Origin of the sequence: Psychrobacillus sp. FSL K6-2365, assembly GCF_038003165.1 — a bacterium.
In the GTDB taxonomy this organism is placed as follows: Bacteria; Bacillota; Bacilli; order Bacillales_A; family Planococcaceae; genus Psychrobacillus; species Psychrobacillus psychrodurans.
Window position 1 is genome coordinate 157198 of the sequence record NZ_JBBOOO010000001.1, and the last position, 13392, is coordinate 170589.

At 36.0% G+C, this 13392-nt stretch carries 11 protein-coding genes; 8 read left to right on the top strand and 3 right to left on the bottom strand.

All coding sequences use genetic code 11. The features are described 5' to 3' along the window. Nucleotides 1-473: 473 nt before the first annotated feature. Nucleotides 474-1355 carry a TetR/AcrR family transcriptional regulator gene (locus tag MKY29_RS00805; RefSeq protein WP_241600375.1) on the bottom strand — a complete coding sequence of 294 codons (882 nt, stop codon included), beginning with the start codon at nucleotides 1353-1355 and terminating at the stop codon, nucleotides 474-476. A 163-nt stretch (nucleotides 1356-1518) separates the two neighbouring features. On the opposite strand from MKY29_RS00805, the gene MKY29_RS00810 reads away from it, so the two are divergent. Further along, nucleotides 1519-3003 carry a DHA2 family efflux MFS transporter permease subunit gene (locus tag MKY29_RS00810; protein WP_241600376.1) on the top strand — a complete coding sequence of 495 codons (1485 nt, stop codon included), beginning with the start codon at nucleotides 1519-1521 and terminating at the stop codon, nucleotides 3001-3003. A 96-nt stretch (nucleotides 3004-3099) separates the two neighbouring features. Here MKY29_RS00810 and MKY29_RS00815 read toward each other — a convergent pair whose 3' ends face one another. After that, the gene (locus MKY29_RS00815) at nucleotides 3100-3648 is read right to left on the bottom strand and encodes a DUF488 domain-containing protein (RefSeq protein ID WP_241600378.1); all 549 of its coding nucleotides are present in this window, start codon (nucleotides 3646-3648) and stop codon (nucleotides 3100-3102) included. A gap of 148 nt (nucleotides 3649-3796) precedes the next feature. Between MKY29_RS00815 and MKY29_RS00820 the strand changes: the two genes are divergently transcribed. The 3 genes from MKY29_RS00820 to nhaC all read left to right on the top strand — a co-directional run bounded on the left by MKY29_RS00820 (nucleotide 3797) and on the right by nhaC (nucleotide 6652). Next, nucleotides 3797-3991: a YwbE family protein gene (locus MKY29_RS00820; RefSeq protein ID WP_090570660.1), complete on the top strand. Its 195-nt coding sequence runs from the start codon at nucleotides 3797-3799 to the stop codon at nucleotides 3989-3991. A 30-nt stretch (nucleotides 3992-4021) separates the two neighbouring features. Continuing rightward, nucleotides 4022-5119, top strand: a complete 1098-nt coding sequence (locus MKY29_RS00825) for an amidohydrolase (RefSeq protein ID WP_241600380.1) — start codon at nucleotides 4022-4024, stop codon at nucleotides 5117-5119. Nucleotides 5120-5248: 129 nt separating this feature from the next. Further along, the gene (gene nhaC, locus MKY29_RS00830; RefSeq protein ID WP_241600410.1) at nucleotides 5249-6652 is read left to right on the top strand and encodes a Na+/H+ antiporter NhaC; all 1404 of its coding nucleotides are present in this window, start codon (nucleotides 5249-5251) and stop codon (nucleotides 6650-6652) included. 108 nt (nucleotides 6653-6760) lie between these two features. On the opposite strand, the gene MKY29_RS00835 is transcribed toward nhaC, so the two are convergent. After that, nucleotides 6761-8002, bottom strand: a complete 1242-nt coding sequence (locus MKY29_RS00835) for a hypothetical protein (protein ID WP_090570666.1) — start codon at nucleotides 8000-8002, stop codon at nucleotides 6761-6763. An 89-nt stretch (nucleotides 8003-8091) separates the two neighbouring features. Between MKY29_RS00835 and MKY29_RS00840 the strand changes: the two genes are divergently transcribed. From MKY29_RS00840 to MKY29_RS00855, 4 genes are all read left to right on the top strand, one after another. Next, entirely contained in the window at nucleotides 8092-9204 is a 1113-nt protein-coding gene (locus MKY29_RS00840) for a mandelate racemase/muconate lactonizing enzyme family protein (RefSeq protein WP_340878718.1), read from the top strand. Nucleotides 9205-9218: 14 nt separating this feature from the next. Then, the gene (locus MKY29_RS00845; RefSeq protein ID WP_340878719.1) at nucleotides 9219-9908 is read left to right on the top strand and encodes a GNAT family N-acetyltransferase; all 690 of its coding nucleotides are present in this window, start codon (nucleotides 9219-9221) and stop codon (nucleotides 9906-9908) included. Between the two features lie 276 nt (nucleotides 9909-10184). Beyond that, a complete protein-coding gene (locus MKY29_RS00850) occupies nucleotides 10185-11414 on the top strand; it encodes an MFS transporter (RefSeq protein ID WP_340878720.1) in 1230 nt (409 codons plus the stop codon). A gap of 115 nt (nucleotides 11415-11529) precedes the next feature. Next, nucleotides 11530-13188, top strand: a complete 1659-nt coding sequence (locus tag MKY29_RS00855) for a hypothetical protein (RefSeq protein ID WP_241600387.1) — start codon at nucleotides 11530-11532, stop codon at nucleotides 13186-13188. Nucleotides 13189-13392 lie beyond the last annotated feature (204 nt).

Genomic DNA, 13392 nt, shown 5'->3' on the forward strand with positions numbered 1-13392 from the left:
TTTCTTTAATCAACTAAATTGGGACATGGTTAAAAGAAGGAAAAGTGTAAAAAAGTTCTTTTTATGATAATGAGCTTTAGTTAGTTGAATAGGTGTCCGCATTCTGCACGGGGGGGAATGAACCATCACCGCCACCCTTCACTAGAATCAATATAATAGTTTTTCCGCAAAATCATCCGGTATACTTACCATTTAATTAAGGGATGGTTAATTGCTATGTTTCGAGTTTTAATTTTTTATATCGGTCATCATTGATACAAATTTGAAGTTTCTAACTATTGATAAACATCCTTAACAATACTTAGAGCGTACATAGATAAGCTGTCCAGGAGTTTGTGGTCTCTTCATAAAAAAGAAATAGCTCTAGTAATGGCCCAATGTGCTAAATTTACCAGAAATAAATCACCTGTATTTACTTCTAATTTTTTCAGAACATGGGCATAAATAATGAAAACATATTTAAGAACATTACTTTATAATTTCTGTTGCTTCATTAAATACCAAAGCCCACTAGTAAGTTCTTTTACTATTTGTATCATTTCGCTATCGCTAAATTCATTGGTCATTGTTCGTAATAATGATTCTAGTACAATATTTCGTATTGGCTGATGCTCAAGCTCCTGTGTAACGGCTTCCATAATCTCCTGCTGATTTTTGGTGAAATCGTTACTTTTTTTAAACTGTTCTAATTGTTCAACGACTTCCTTACGAGTCAATTCAATAGCTACAAATGAACTTATGAATTTATGTAAGTCATCTGTATTTAAAACGCTCGTCTGTTCATGCATGAGCATCTCCACAATTTTTTCTATATAACGTAATGCGTTTTTTATAACAATTTCAAACTTAAAATCCTGCTGATTCATTAATCGACCTGTGAATGTTAAGTGCTGTAAAATCCCGTAATAAATGACTGCTGCTTCAAATGAATGACTTCGTAGTTCTTCCCCAAATACTTCGATAAAACGCTGGCCTAACCACTGTAGCTCAAGTACTCTTGATTTTAGTACTAATTTCTTTAACTCTTTGTCGCCTGAATGTAAGATTTCTTCATAAATCATATCTAATCCTCTAGACTGGTTAATTAGTAATAAAACTGTAATTTGTTCTACTAATACATCCAGATCCTTTGCATCCTTACCTAACATTTGCCCGCTCCGCATTAATGTAGCATCGTAGCGTGCCTGTTCTAAAATTGCTTCTACACAATCATTTTTAGATGAAAAATAATTATAAAAGGTTCCCTTAGAGATACTTGCCCTTTCTAAAATATCTTGTATCGATGTATTAGCGATTCCTTGCTCTACAAATAAAGAGATTGCATGGTCGACCACTGCTTTTTTACGTTTATTCATAATGACTCCTTCTTTAACTTGTTACGGTCATTATACAACATATTTTTGTTCAAAACCCTCTATTTGTACTGGAGAGACTTTTTTATAGACAAAATTGGACCGCTGGTATAAAATCTTTCAAGTGAATAAAAAAAGGAGTATATAAAATAAGGAGAAATTACAAATGAATACTTCAACGATAGAGAAGAAACCACCGTATTTAATGCTGGCAATTTTATTTTTTGGTGCCTTTGTTTCTTTCTTAAATAACTCATTATTAAACGTAGCATTACCATCAATCCGTGATGATTTTGGTAAAGACTATTCAACGGTACAATGGTTAGCCACAGGTTACATGCTAGTAAGTGGTGTGTTAATACCTGTTTCAGCATTTTTAATTACACGCTTTAAAAACCGAACATTATTTATTGTATCAATGATTTTATTTACAATTGGTACAGCAATGGCTGCTCTAGCACCAAACTTTGGATTCCTCTTAGCGGGGCGTATGGTACAAGCAGCCGGTTCGGCAGTTATGGGACCATTGTTAATGAATGTTATGTTAGTTAGCTTCCCACGTGAAAAACGTGGTGCAGCTATGGGTGTTTTCGGTTTAGTTATGATTACAGCTCCAGCAATTGGGCCTACATTGTCAGGATATATCGTACAATACTACGATTGGCGCGTACTGTTTGAGATGATTTTACCCTTTGCGATTCTTTCCATAATTCTAGCGTTTTGGAAACTTGAAAATGTGATGGATACACGTAAAGTATCTCTTGATTACTTCTCAATTGTGTTATCTGTAATTGGTTTTGGTGGTATTTTATATGGATGTTCAATGGCTAGTTCAAATGGTTGGGGAGACACAGTTGTTTTGACAACAATTATTGTTGGTGCTGTTGCATTGTTTTTATTCATTACACGCCAATTCAAATTAGAGGAACCATTATTGGACTTGCGAGTTTATAAATATCCAATGTTCGCACTTGGTTCTGTTATTTCAATGGTAAATGCCGCGGCATTATTCTCTGGGATGATTTTAACGCCTGCCTATGTACAAGACGTGCGAGGTATTGACCCTTTAGAATCTGGATTAATGATGTTACCTGGTGCTATTATTATGGGAGTTATGTCGCCAATCACAGGGAAATTATTCGATAAATTTGGACCCCGAATTTTAGCGGTTATTGGTTTAGGTATTACCGCTATTTCAACATTCATGCTTGCAGGTTTAGATCTTGAATCATCCTATGCTTACATTATTGGTATTTACACAATACGCATGTTTGGTATGTCGATGGTTATGATGCCGATTATGACAAATGGTTTAAACCAATTACCTACACGTTTAAACCCACATGGTACAGCTGTTAACAATACAGCGCAACAAGTGATCGGTTCAATCGGTACAGCTATTTTTGTTACGATTATGACTAGTGCTGCGGCTACTCGTGGTAAGGAGTTAGCTGCATCAATGGACCCTGCATCCATGACAGAAGAAGTAATGAAACAAATACAGGCACAAAGCTTATTACATGGTGTTCAACTATCATTCATCGTTGCCGCTGTTGTAACATGTGTTGCATTAGTATTATCATTCTTCTTAAAACGTGTGGACGTAAGCGCAACGGCACTTGCTGACATTGAAAAAGAAGTGAAAAGTTAATCATGGGGCTATCTCATAAGTGGTATTAAATCACTTCTAGGATAGCCCTATTTTTGTTGCTTTTTATTCATATCTCTTGTCTATTAATTTGGTAGATTAACAAAAAGGGTATGTTACAATTCCATCTTCATTAACTTGTGCAGGAGCTCCCCACATCCCAACTTCGTGATTTACAATTTCAATTTCATTTTCATTTACGTCAATAATATGTTTCACGACATGCCCGTTTGCTACGAGAAAGTTGCTGATAAGCAAACGATGACAACGGGAAGGATGACGCTCCGAACAACAATAGGCAGTTCTTTTATTTGCTGCTTTTTCCAAAAGTTCATTTATACCTATTTGAAACTCTTCCGTCAAAGTATAATCCGCATAATTATGAAATGATTGGTTGTTCCACCCTGCGTTCACTTCTTCACTAATTTTTTTAGACTTTCTACGTCTACCTCCTAGTTTGGAGAGGTGTTCATATGAAATGTCTTCTCTTATAAGCCATTTTGGAAAATCATCCTTTGAAAATTGCGGCCATTTTCTACTACCTGGAAATGCCCTTACATCCGCCAAAAGCTCGATGTTATTCTTTTTTAGCATGCTTCCGAAAAATTTTTGTGTGTGGCTAGAATGTCCAATTGTGTATATTTCCAATCTTATCGCCTCTTTCTCCACGAATATCCTTCCTATTATTATTCCTGTTCCTTTGTTGGACCAAACATATTCTACAGTTATAATTTATGAAGCAAAATACTGAAACCAAACCATGAAAGTGGTACGATACAAAAAGAGGTGAAGCTAAATGAATGGTCAAAATAGAAAAGATGTAAAACCTGGATTAGAAGTATATATAATATTAAAAAAAGATCAACGATCAGGGGAGAAAACAAAAGGAATTGTGAAGGACTTATTAACGAATTCGTCATTTCATCCACATGGCATAAAAGTACGATTAACAGATGGACAAATAGGACGAGTTTGTGAAATCATAGGATAAATTACCGCGTAAAAAGGGAGTGTAAGTGAAGTGCAAGTAGAAAATCAAATTTTACAGTGGTTTAACCACTTTCATCAGTATCCTGAAGTTAGCTGGAAGGAATATGAAACTACAAATAAGCTTGCGGAAATATTGGATGGTTTAAGTATTTCCTATCGAAGATTTGATGATGTAACTGGATTACTAGCAGAAATCGGAGAAGGATCAGAAGTAATAGCTGTACGTGCAGATATTGATGCTCTTTGGCAAGAAGTAGATGGAGAGTTCCGTGCCAATCATTCCTGTGGACATGATGCCAATATCTCTATGGTGCTAGGAGCGTTATTGCTATTAAAGGATGAAAAATTAAACAAACGAATTCGCTTTATCTTTCAGCCAGCAGAAGAAAAAGGTAACGGAGCGAATTCCATGATAGACCGTGGGGCACTCGATGACGTGACACATCTTTTTGGCGTGCATTTACGACCGATTGAGGAACTTCCTTTCGGCAAAGTAGCACCAGCTATACATCATGGAGCGGCTTTATTTGTAGAGGGCAAAATAAAAGGTATCGATGCTCATGGAGCTAGACCACATCAAGGAAACAATGCGATTGACGTAGTAATGGCCATTCAACAAGCACTGAAAAATATGTATTTTTCTCCATCCGAATCATACTCTGCAAAGCTAACAAAAATTCAAGCAGGTGGAGAGAATGCTAATATTATTCCTGGTATTGCAACATTTTCAATTGATGTAAGAGCAGCAAAGAATAGCATATTATCACAGTTGAAAGATCGCATTGACAAAGATTTAAATATCATTCAACAATTATTTGATATAGAAATCGAGTGGGAATTTCAAGATATTACACCAGGTGCTGAAGTATCGAAGGAAGCGGCGGCAATTTCTAAAGCAGCAATAATTGAAACCGTAGGTATGGAAAACCTTGCAGATGAAGTAATTACTTCGGGAAGCGATGATTTTCATTTTTATACAATTAGACATCCTGAAGTGAAGGCAGCAATGATTGGTATCGGAGCTGACTTGTCACCGGGATTGCATCATCCAAATATGACTTTTAACAGAGATGCATTAATTTTGGGGGCTAAAGTTATATCGAAAACGCTTACAAATGTTTCAAAATAGTATTGACTAGCATCTGATTTCCATTTAATATTACTTTATTAACGACTATTAAACGTCAATTTAGAATTGTCTCTATAGTTGTAAGGAGGAAATATTTTGCAGGAAAAGAAAGCGGTTACTAAAAAAGAGATGTCTTTAATATGGGCGATTATGCCGCTACTACTCATGGTTATTACTATGGTTATTACAATTATATATTTAGAACAGGGGCCGCATATTCCATTGATTGTTGGAACAACAGTTGCAGCGATTGTTGCATGGAAACATGGATTTAAATGGTCTGAAATTGAAGAAATGATGTATAAAGGTATAAAACTAGCATTACCAGCAGTAGTCATAATTATTTTAGTAGGACTAATCATTGGTGCATGGATAGGTGGCGGAGTTGTCGCAACGATGATCTATTATGGCCTAAAAATTATTACTCCTGCTTTCTTCTTAGTGGCTATTTGTATTATTTGTGCAATTGTTGCACTTGCAATCGGTAGTTCTTGGTCAACTATGGGGACAATCGGTGTTGCGGGAATGGGTATTGGACTTAGCATGGGAATTCCAGCTGGAATGATCGCTGGAGCCGTAATTTCAGGAGCATACTTTGGAGATAAGATGTCCCCATTATCCGATACAACAAACCTTGCAGCCGGACTAACAGGAACAGATCTTTTTGTACATATTAAACATATGTTATTTACGACGATACCAGGAATTCTAATAGCTCTTGGTGTATATGGTTTCCTAGGAAACAGATATAAATCAAGTAATATTGACCAAGAGGGTATCAACCAAACAATATCAATGTTAGATCAAAGCTTTGTCATTTCTCCATGGTTATTGTTAATACCTCTAGCAGTAATTGTCTTAGTAGCACTTAAAGTTCCAGCTATACCAGCATTGATTGTTGGAATTTTATTTGGCTTCTTATCTCAAATACTCATCCAAGGTGGAAGCGTTGCAGAGGCAGTTGGAGCTTTGCAAAGTGGATATGTTATCGATACTGGAAATGCAATGGTTGATGAATTATTTAATCGTGGTGGATTAGATTCGATGATGTATACGGTCTCCATGACGATTGTTGCCATGACATTTGGTGGTATATTGGAATACTCTGGAATGCTGCAATCCATTATGGATCAAATTTTAAAGTTTGCTAAAACAGCAGGATCACTTATTGCTTCAACAATTGTTGCGTGTATTGCAACAAATGCCTCTTGCTCAGAGCAATACATTTCTATCGTTGTGCCAGCTCGAATGTTCTCAAAAACATATACAAAAATGGGACTACATTCTAAAAATCTCTCTCGTGCTTTAGAAGATGGAGGTACACTTACTTCGGTCTTTATTCCTTGGAATACGTGTGGAGTATTTATATTAGCGACATTAGGTGTAGGAGTAGCAGAGTATGCATTATTTGCCGTATTAAACTTTATAGTACCAATTATATCAATTATCTATGCAATGACAGGCTTCACGATTCAAAAAATCTCTGAGGCTGAAAAACTAGCGATATTAAATAAAGAAACTGTAGAAGCATAAAAAGGAAATGTGCAAGCCTGGAAAACAAAAGGGAGTTCATATGGAACTCCCTTTTGTTATAAGTCCTATTAAAAAAAGTGATGTTGTTACTATATTGAGATGAATCTTCTAATTATAAGTTGGAAAGTTCAGCTCATAAATAGCGCGTGGACGACCTTGCTGATAGGTCATTTCTTCCCCTATGATTTGTGCATATCCATGATCTGCTAGTTTTTTTAGTATTCGTTCAGTTGTACGTCTACTAACTTGTAAATAGACTTCTAAGTCATATGCAGTAAACTCTGTGGACTTTCTAGAACGACTAAACTGTATGACCTTAGATAAGTTCGCTGGACTTAATGTAGTCTCTTTCGCAATTTGCACAAACTGTGGTTCAACATTTTTTAAACGCACTTGCTTATTACTATATGGATATGGCCCAAGCAATTCCTTAGAATCGGTTAATAGGTATGCTGTATTATCAGTTGCATAAGATAAGGCATCCCTTGCATTTTGAGTAGCTTCCAAAACTGTTTTTCCATAGCCAAATGCAATTTTAACTGTGGGAGAGGAGTTCATCCAAGAAGTAATCGAGTTATTGTTTAAAGCTTCCTGCACATCACCTTGAGTTGAAAATAAGGTATATAAATTGTCGGCTTCTTTTACGGTATTTGCTTGAATAGAGGCTGCAATTTGTTTAACTTTTTCTTCTGATATGGAAAGCTCTTTATTTGTTTGGATATAACCAACTGCAATTTTAGCAGACTGACTTTTAAATAGAAGGGCAAGGGATTTTGTATCCTCTATTGCTTTAATAATGGAACTTTTCGGATCAATCATTCGAATGACAGATAGACCATTGTCTCGCAATCTTTGATACACTGCATGAATACTAGTAATCGCTAGCAAAGTGGTGCCGTTCTTTTGTAAACCTGTATGGAATGCAACTATTTCTTCCAGATCGAAAGAGGTATCAATTTTCATTAAAAATGGTGTTTGATCGGTTAACCCGATATCCTCCAAAACATTTTTTACACCCTCTGGATGGACTAGATCAATGGATAGCTTATTTACGGCGGTAGGGTTAGTAAAACTAAGTGAAAGTAGAGTAGTCATGATAGCGTTTTCATCTTGTTTCAGATAAAAAGTTGGAATAGGTAATTTTGCGATTGAGTCTTTTGCATAGGTAAATGGAAATGAACCGGAAAAAAATACTGCATCACAAGGTTTTATCGTTGGTACTATATCCTTTGCATCAGAAGGTATATTGTATGTATAATAATCCAATCGAGTGGATGGAAGTTCATGTTCAATACTTCTTAAGCGTTCGATGAAAGTGGCCGATCCTAGAACTGCAATGCGTGTTAACATTTGGTCACCTCTTTTTTTAATTTTTAACGACTATTTAACGACAACTATAACGAACTTAATCTAATATGTAAAGAAAGTAGGAAATTCAAATGAAAATTAAAGAAATTGATATTTATGCAATCCGTTTACCATTAGTAGATCCTTTTATCATAAGTTATCACACTTATGATGATATGCCATCTATTATTGTAAAAATAACAACGGATGAGGGTTTAGTAGGTTATGGGGAAGCTGTTGCAGATGAGCATGTGACAGGTGAGACTTGGGAAAGTACATATGCATTATTGAAAGAAACGCTAGCTCCAGCTATTATTGGAGAAAATCCTATGGAGTTTGAGAGTTTACATGAGAAAATGAATAAAGCGGTTTACCAGGCACCTGCAGCAAAAGCAGCGATAGATATTGCTTGTTATGATTTGGCAGGGAAAAAACTTGGTGTTCCTGTGTACCAATTATTAGGTGGACGCTATCATGAAAAGTTCCCTGTCACTCATGTATTAAGTATAGGAAAGCCAGCTGACATGGCAGAAGAAGCAGAAAGAAGGATGAAAGAAGGGTATTCCTCCTTTAAAATGAAGGTCGGGACAGACGTGCAAGTTGATGTAAAACGTATTCAAGCAGTGCGCGCAAAAGTCGGAGAAGAAATCGCTATTCGTGTAGATGTAAATCAAGGATGGAAAAATAGCGCTACTACTATTGTGGCTATGCGGCAGTTGGAAAAAGAGGGATTAGACTGGCTAGAGCAACCGGTAATCGCGGATGACTTTAATGGTATGGTAGAAGTAAAAGCTAAGACAAGTACCCCTCTTATGATGGACGAAGGCTTGCGAAACTTACGTGATATGCGCGAGTTGATCGAGAAACAAGCAGCACATAAAGTAAATATTAAACTGATGAAGTGTGGTGGGATATATCCAGCGATGAAGCTAGCTCATATGGCAGAGATGGCAGGCATCGAGTGTCAAATCGGTTCCATGGTGGAGTCCTCTATTGGGTCTTCAGCAGGATTTCAAGTAGCATTTTCTAAAAAAGTGTTTACGAGTGTAGAGTTAACAGGTCCTCTAAAATTCTCTAAAGACGTTGGAAATTTACATTATGACGTTCCATTTATACAATTAAATGAACGTCCTGGACTAGGGATTGATATTGATGAAGAAACTCTACAAGAGTTAACTGAGTTCTCTACAAAAGTAACAAAATAAGAGGAAGTGTTTACGTGAAAGAATGGAAAGGTAAACTTGGTGTGAAAGAATATATTGTTCGTCAATTGACGCAAGAACATCTGGATAGCATTTTACGCTTGCAGCATGTGGTCCTTGGAGCAATGGAAAATGATAATTTCTTATCTCCATTAACAATAGGAGAATATGAGGATTCGATAGCTTGTAACTTAATGATTGGAGCATTTATAGACAATGAACTAATCGCCTTCCGTGCATTGGCATTACCACCAATTGATGATCAACATTTAGGATATGATATTGGTCTTTCAAAAGATCAACTCGAGAAGGTCGTTTATCAAGAAATAACAAATGTTCATCCTAATTACCGTGGATTTGGATTGCAAAAGAAACTCGGGGTTATTGTCATGGAACTACTAGACGCTTCACCGTATACACATGTATGTGCAACAGTTGCACCATTTAACATTGCAAGCTTAAAGGACAAACTAAGCCAAGGAATGGTAATAGGTGCATTAAAGAAAAAATACGGAGACATGCTACGATATGTATTTTATAAAAAAATTCATGTAGATCGTAATAACGAAGAAACGTTTATAGAAGTTCCTATGGATGCGATTGAAAAACAACAGCAACTAATTGCAGATGGTTGGATTGGGACAGCAATTTTACAAAAAGATAATAACTGGTATGTAACCTATGAAGGAAAAGGAACATACATCTAAATGAAAACACTTGGTGATTAAATTCACTGAGTGTTTTTTAGTGTTTAGGAATTATAAATCTATTACAGGTGGATAACTACTTACAAGTGATTATCCGTCCAGACTCCTGCGCAAAGCTCGTCGCAGAAGAACGTTGTCAGGGCTTACTTAGACGCTTGCGCTTTTGTTCTTTTCTTCCGTCAAATGTATGAGAAAGACTTAAGACCAATGACTGAACTAAATTGCTGAATTTTCAATTATAGTGAAATAATAAGATAAAGTTAAGGAGTGTTACAAATGAAAAATCTATACAAAGACTCCCGATTCCGCCTCATTATTTTCGCTAATATTGCTTCCTCTATTGGTTCGGGGATAACGATGATTGCGATTCCATGGATGCTTGTATCAAGTGATAATGGCAATAAAGTATTTGGATATATAACAATTGGTATGACCATTTTGAGTTTTATCCTTACCCCATTCGTAGGGAATTTGGTTGATAGAGTATCTCGAAAAAAATTATTAATAACAAGTGAAATCATATGCTTTACACTATTGTTTATATTTTCCCTCATAGGATTTCTTGGCCTATCATATGAAATTTGGCATTATATGATTATCTATATGATTGGTAGTTTATACTACACCATTTTTTATCCGACTATGTTTGCATTAAATCAAGAATTATTTACGAAGAATCAATATAAATCACTAAATGGAACGATGGAAGTACAGGGACAGCTTTCTAGTATGATTGCGGGCGCATTAGCTAGTATCTTATTATTAAAATGGGATTTACACTACATTTTATTATTAGATACGTTATCTTACGGCGCTGCCATCTATTTTTACATGAAGTTACCGTATGTGAGATTAACCATTGAAAAGACAGGAAAAGTAGTTAAATCACAAGCAAGTGAAGGGCTTAGGTACATGTTAGCACGCCCTTCCGTATTTCTTTTTTTATTGTTTTCTTTCATGCCTTTTATCGGGGTTATGTTAACGAATTACTTATTCCCAGTCTATCTAGTGGATGTACTTGAAGCAGATGCGAGTGTGTATGGGCTTGAAGGGATGATTTATGCAATAGGAGCAATAATTGCAGGGATCTTCGTACCAACATTATCAAGTAAATTAGGAAATGAGAAAACGATTATCTTGGGAGTATTCGTTTATACGATTGCTATATCATTAATCGTGTTCGTAGATTTACCTGTATATCTATCACTTATGTTATTTTTGGCAATAGGTAACAGCAGTACTAGAGTTGCTAGAAACTCTTTCTTAATGGACTCTATTCCTAATAATATAATAGGGAGGGTCGATAGTTTGTTTCGTACATTAGGTCTTTTAATCAGGATCCTTTTACTTGCTCTCTTTACTGAAATGGTATCTTCAGAGCTCATCATTTATTGTTTCATTGTATTAAGTGCAATTTTATTACTTTCTTTGTTCTTCGTAGTTGTATCATGGAAAAAAGGTTTTAAAGTAAAAGAAAAAGATTGTAAGGTCATAGCAAATGCTTAGTTAGTTATTTTTGCTTGAAGTATAAAATGCTATCGTTTTCATGTTGTATTTATGAAACCATTTTCCTTCTCATCCGTAGTATAACTAGACAGAAAAAAAGAGAGGGTTTGAGAAAATGACCAGCGTATTTATTATTTCGGCAGTTGCAGCGATACTTACCGCATTGTTAGTAGTCCCGTTGACAGCTAAAAGAAAAGACATGGTAACTTCCATCATTGGTCTATCGGTTTTAACTTTTATCGTACTTGCGATTATATATTATGTAACGAACTTAGATCGTAATTGGACAGCGTTATGGCCATTACTAGTTATTGCAACATTAGCAGGGATGGTGCTTGCAAAAGGTAAAGAACAAAAAGCAAAAGGTATTCTGTTTTTAGGAAGTTTGGTATTGACTATCTTCATGTTAACAGCGTCTTTTTGGAATGCAGACGAAAAATACAAAGTGGCGGAAATGCAACAAGAGGTAGAAATTGAAGCATTTGACGAAACGAAGACACCAGCTAGTGTACCGCCAAAGTTTGCACGCAATAAAATGAAAAAAGCTTTTGGGCAAGTTCCAAATACGAGTTATTATGAATTAGGAAGCTTACAAATTCAAAAAGTAAAAGATGAGTATGTATACATTGCTCCAGTAGAATTTTCAGGACTTTTCAAGTGGTGGAATGGAGACGTTACACCGGGGTATTTTACAATGAGTGCAACCGACTCCTCGGATAATCCAAAATTTGTAGAGGCTGAAATGAGTTATACACCATCCTCTTATTTCCATAAAAACTTAGAAAGACATATGCGTATGAAGCATCCAACTAAAATTTTCTATGGAGATCCACAGTTAGAAATTGACGAGGATGGAAAACCATATTACATCAGATCTTACGGTAGCTTCATCTCTGCACGTAATGGATTTGAAGTAAAAGGAATCGTGGCAGTCGATCCAGCTACAGGTCAGACAGATTCCTATGAAATAGCAGACGTACCAACGTTTATAGATGGGGCAGTATCTCCTGAAACAGTTAGCTTGCAAAATAGCTATTTTGGTAAGTACGTTCATGGATTCATCAACAGTCTATTTGGTAAAAAAGATGTGAGATTACCGTCAGATGAAGGAACCGAAGCGAATGTAAGTCCAATATTTGGTGAAGATGGACAAATGTATTACTTTACTGACTTTACGAGTCCGAAAGAGGGAGTAGATTCGATGCTAGGTTACTCTTTAACAGACGGTCGAACTGGTGAAGCTACTTTCTACACAGGAAACCTAGAGGATTCTTATATGGACTCTCAAGGAGCACTGCAAATTATTGAAAAGAAATTTATCGAGAAAAAATGGTCTGGCGAAATGCCGGTGTTGTACAATTTTTACGGGGAAGCAAGCTGGTTAACGCCAGTATTAGACTCTAATGGATTCCTGCAAAATTACTTTATAGTATCAGCTGCAAATCCAGAGATCTCTGTCTATGGCAATACGCCAAACGAAGCGTTAAAACTATATAAAACAGCGATTCAACGTGGAGGAAGCTCCGTAGACGGTAGCTCCAATGCTGAAGAGAAATCGATAGCCGGTACAGTTGTACGTGTCTTTAAGGAACGTGTAGGTGACTTTACACAAGTGTCGTTCCTGTTGGATAACAAACAAAGCTATATCGTATCTTCAGAAGTTGCTCCTCTTGCAGTTTATATGCAAGAAGGAGATAAAGTACAAGTGACTTTCTTAAATACAGGAGAACTTTTCTTGCCGGTAAAAGAGGTAATAATTCAAGGAATTGAATAGAGTACAATTTAAAAAATCTATCCCGTAATTTAGGGGTAGATTTTTTGAGGAAAAAAATAAATTTCCGGTGAACAATAGGTATTACTTAGATGAAATTGGTCGGGTTTTAAAGAGTGATTCAATTATTTGTAATCCAAGTTGAATTAAGAATACTACTATTTTGTATAGTATCGTTAAGAGGCTGGGACAGAAGTAGAAATTTTA

Coding starts and splice junctions, on each gene's coding strand:
- MKY29_RS00805 (WP_241600375.1), bottom strand. CDS start 1,355: ATGAATAAACGTAAAAAAGCAGTGGTCGACCATGCAATCTCTTTATTT.
- MKY29_RS00810 (WP_241600376.1), top strand. CDS start 1,519: ATGAATACTTCAACGATAGAGAAGAAACCACCGTATTTAATGCTGGCA.
- MKY29_RS00820 (WP_090570660.1), top strand. CDS start 3,797: ATGAATGGTCAAAATAGAAAAGATGTAAAACCTGGATTAGAAGTATAT.
- nhaC (WP_241600410.1), top strand. CDS start 5,249: ATGTCTTTAATATGGGCGATTATGCCGCTACTACTCATGGTTATTACT.
- MKY29_RS00835 (WP_090570666.1), bottom strand. CDS start 8,002: ATGTTAACACGCATTGCAGTTCTAGGATCGGCCACTTTCATCGAACGC.
- MKY29_RS00840 (WP_340878718.1), top strand. CDS start 8,092: ATGAAAATTAAAGAAATTGATATTTATGCAATCCGTTTACCATTAGTA.
- MKY29_RS00850 (WP_340878720.1), top strand. CDS start 10,185: ATGAAAAATCTATACAAAGACTCCCGATTCCGCCTCATTATTTTCGCT.
- MKY29_RS00855 (WP_241600387.1), top strand. CDS start 11,530: ATGACCAGCGTATTTATTATTTCGGCAGTTGCAGCGATACTTACCGCA.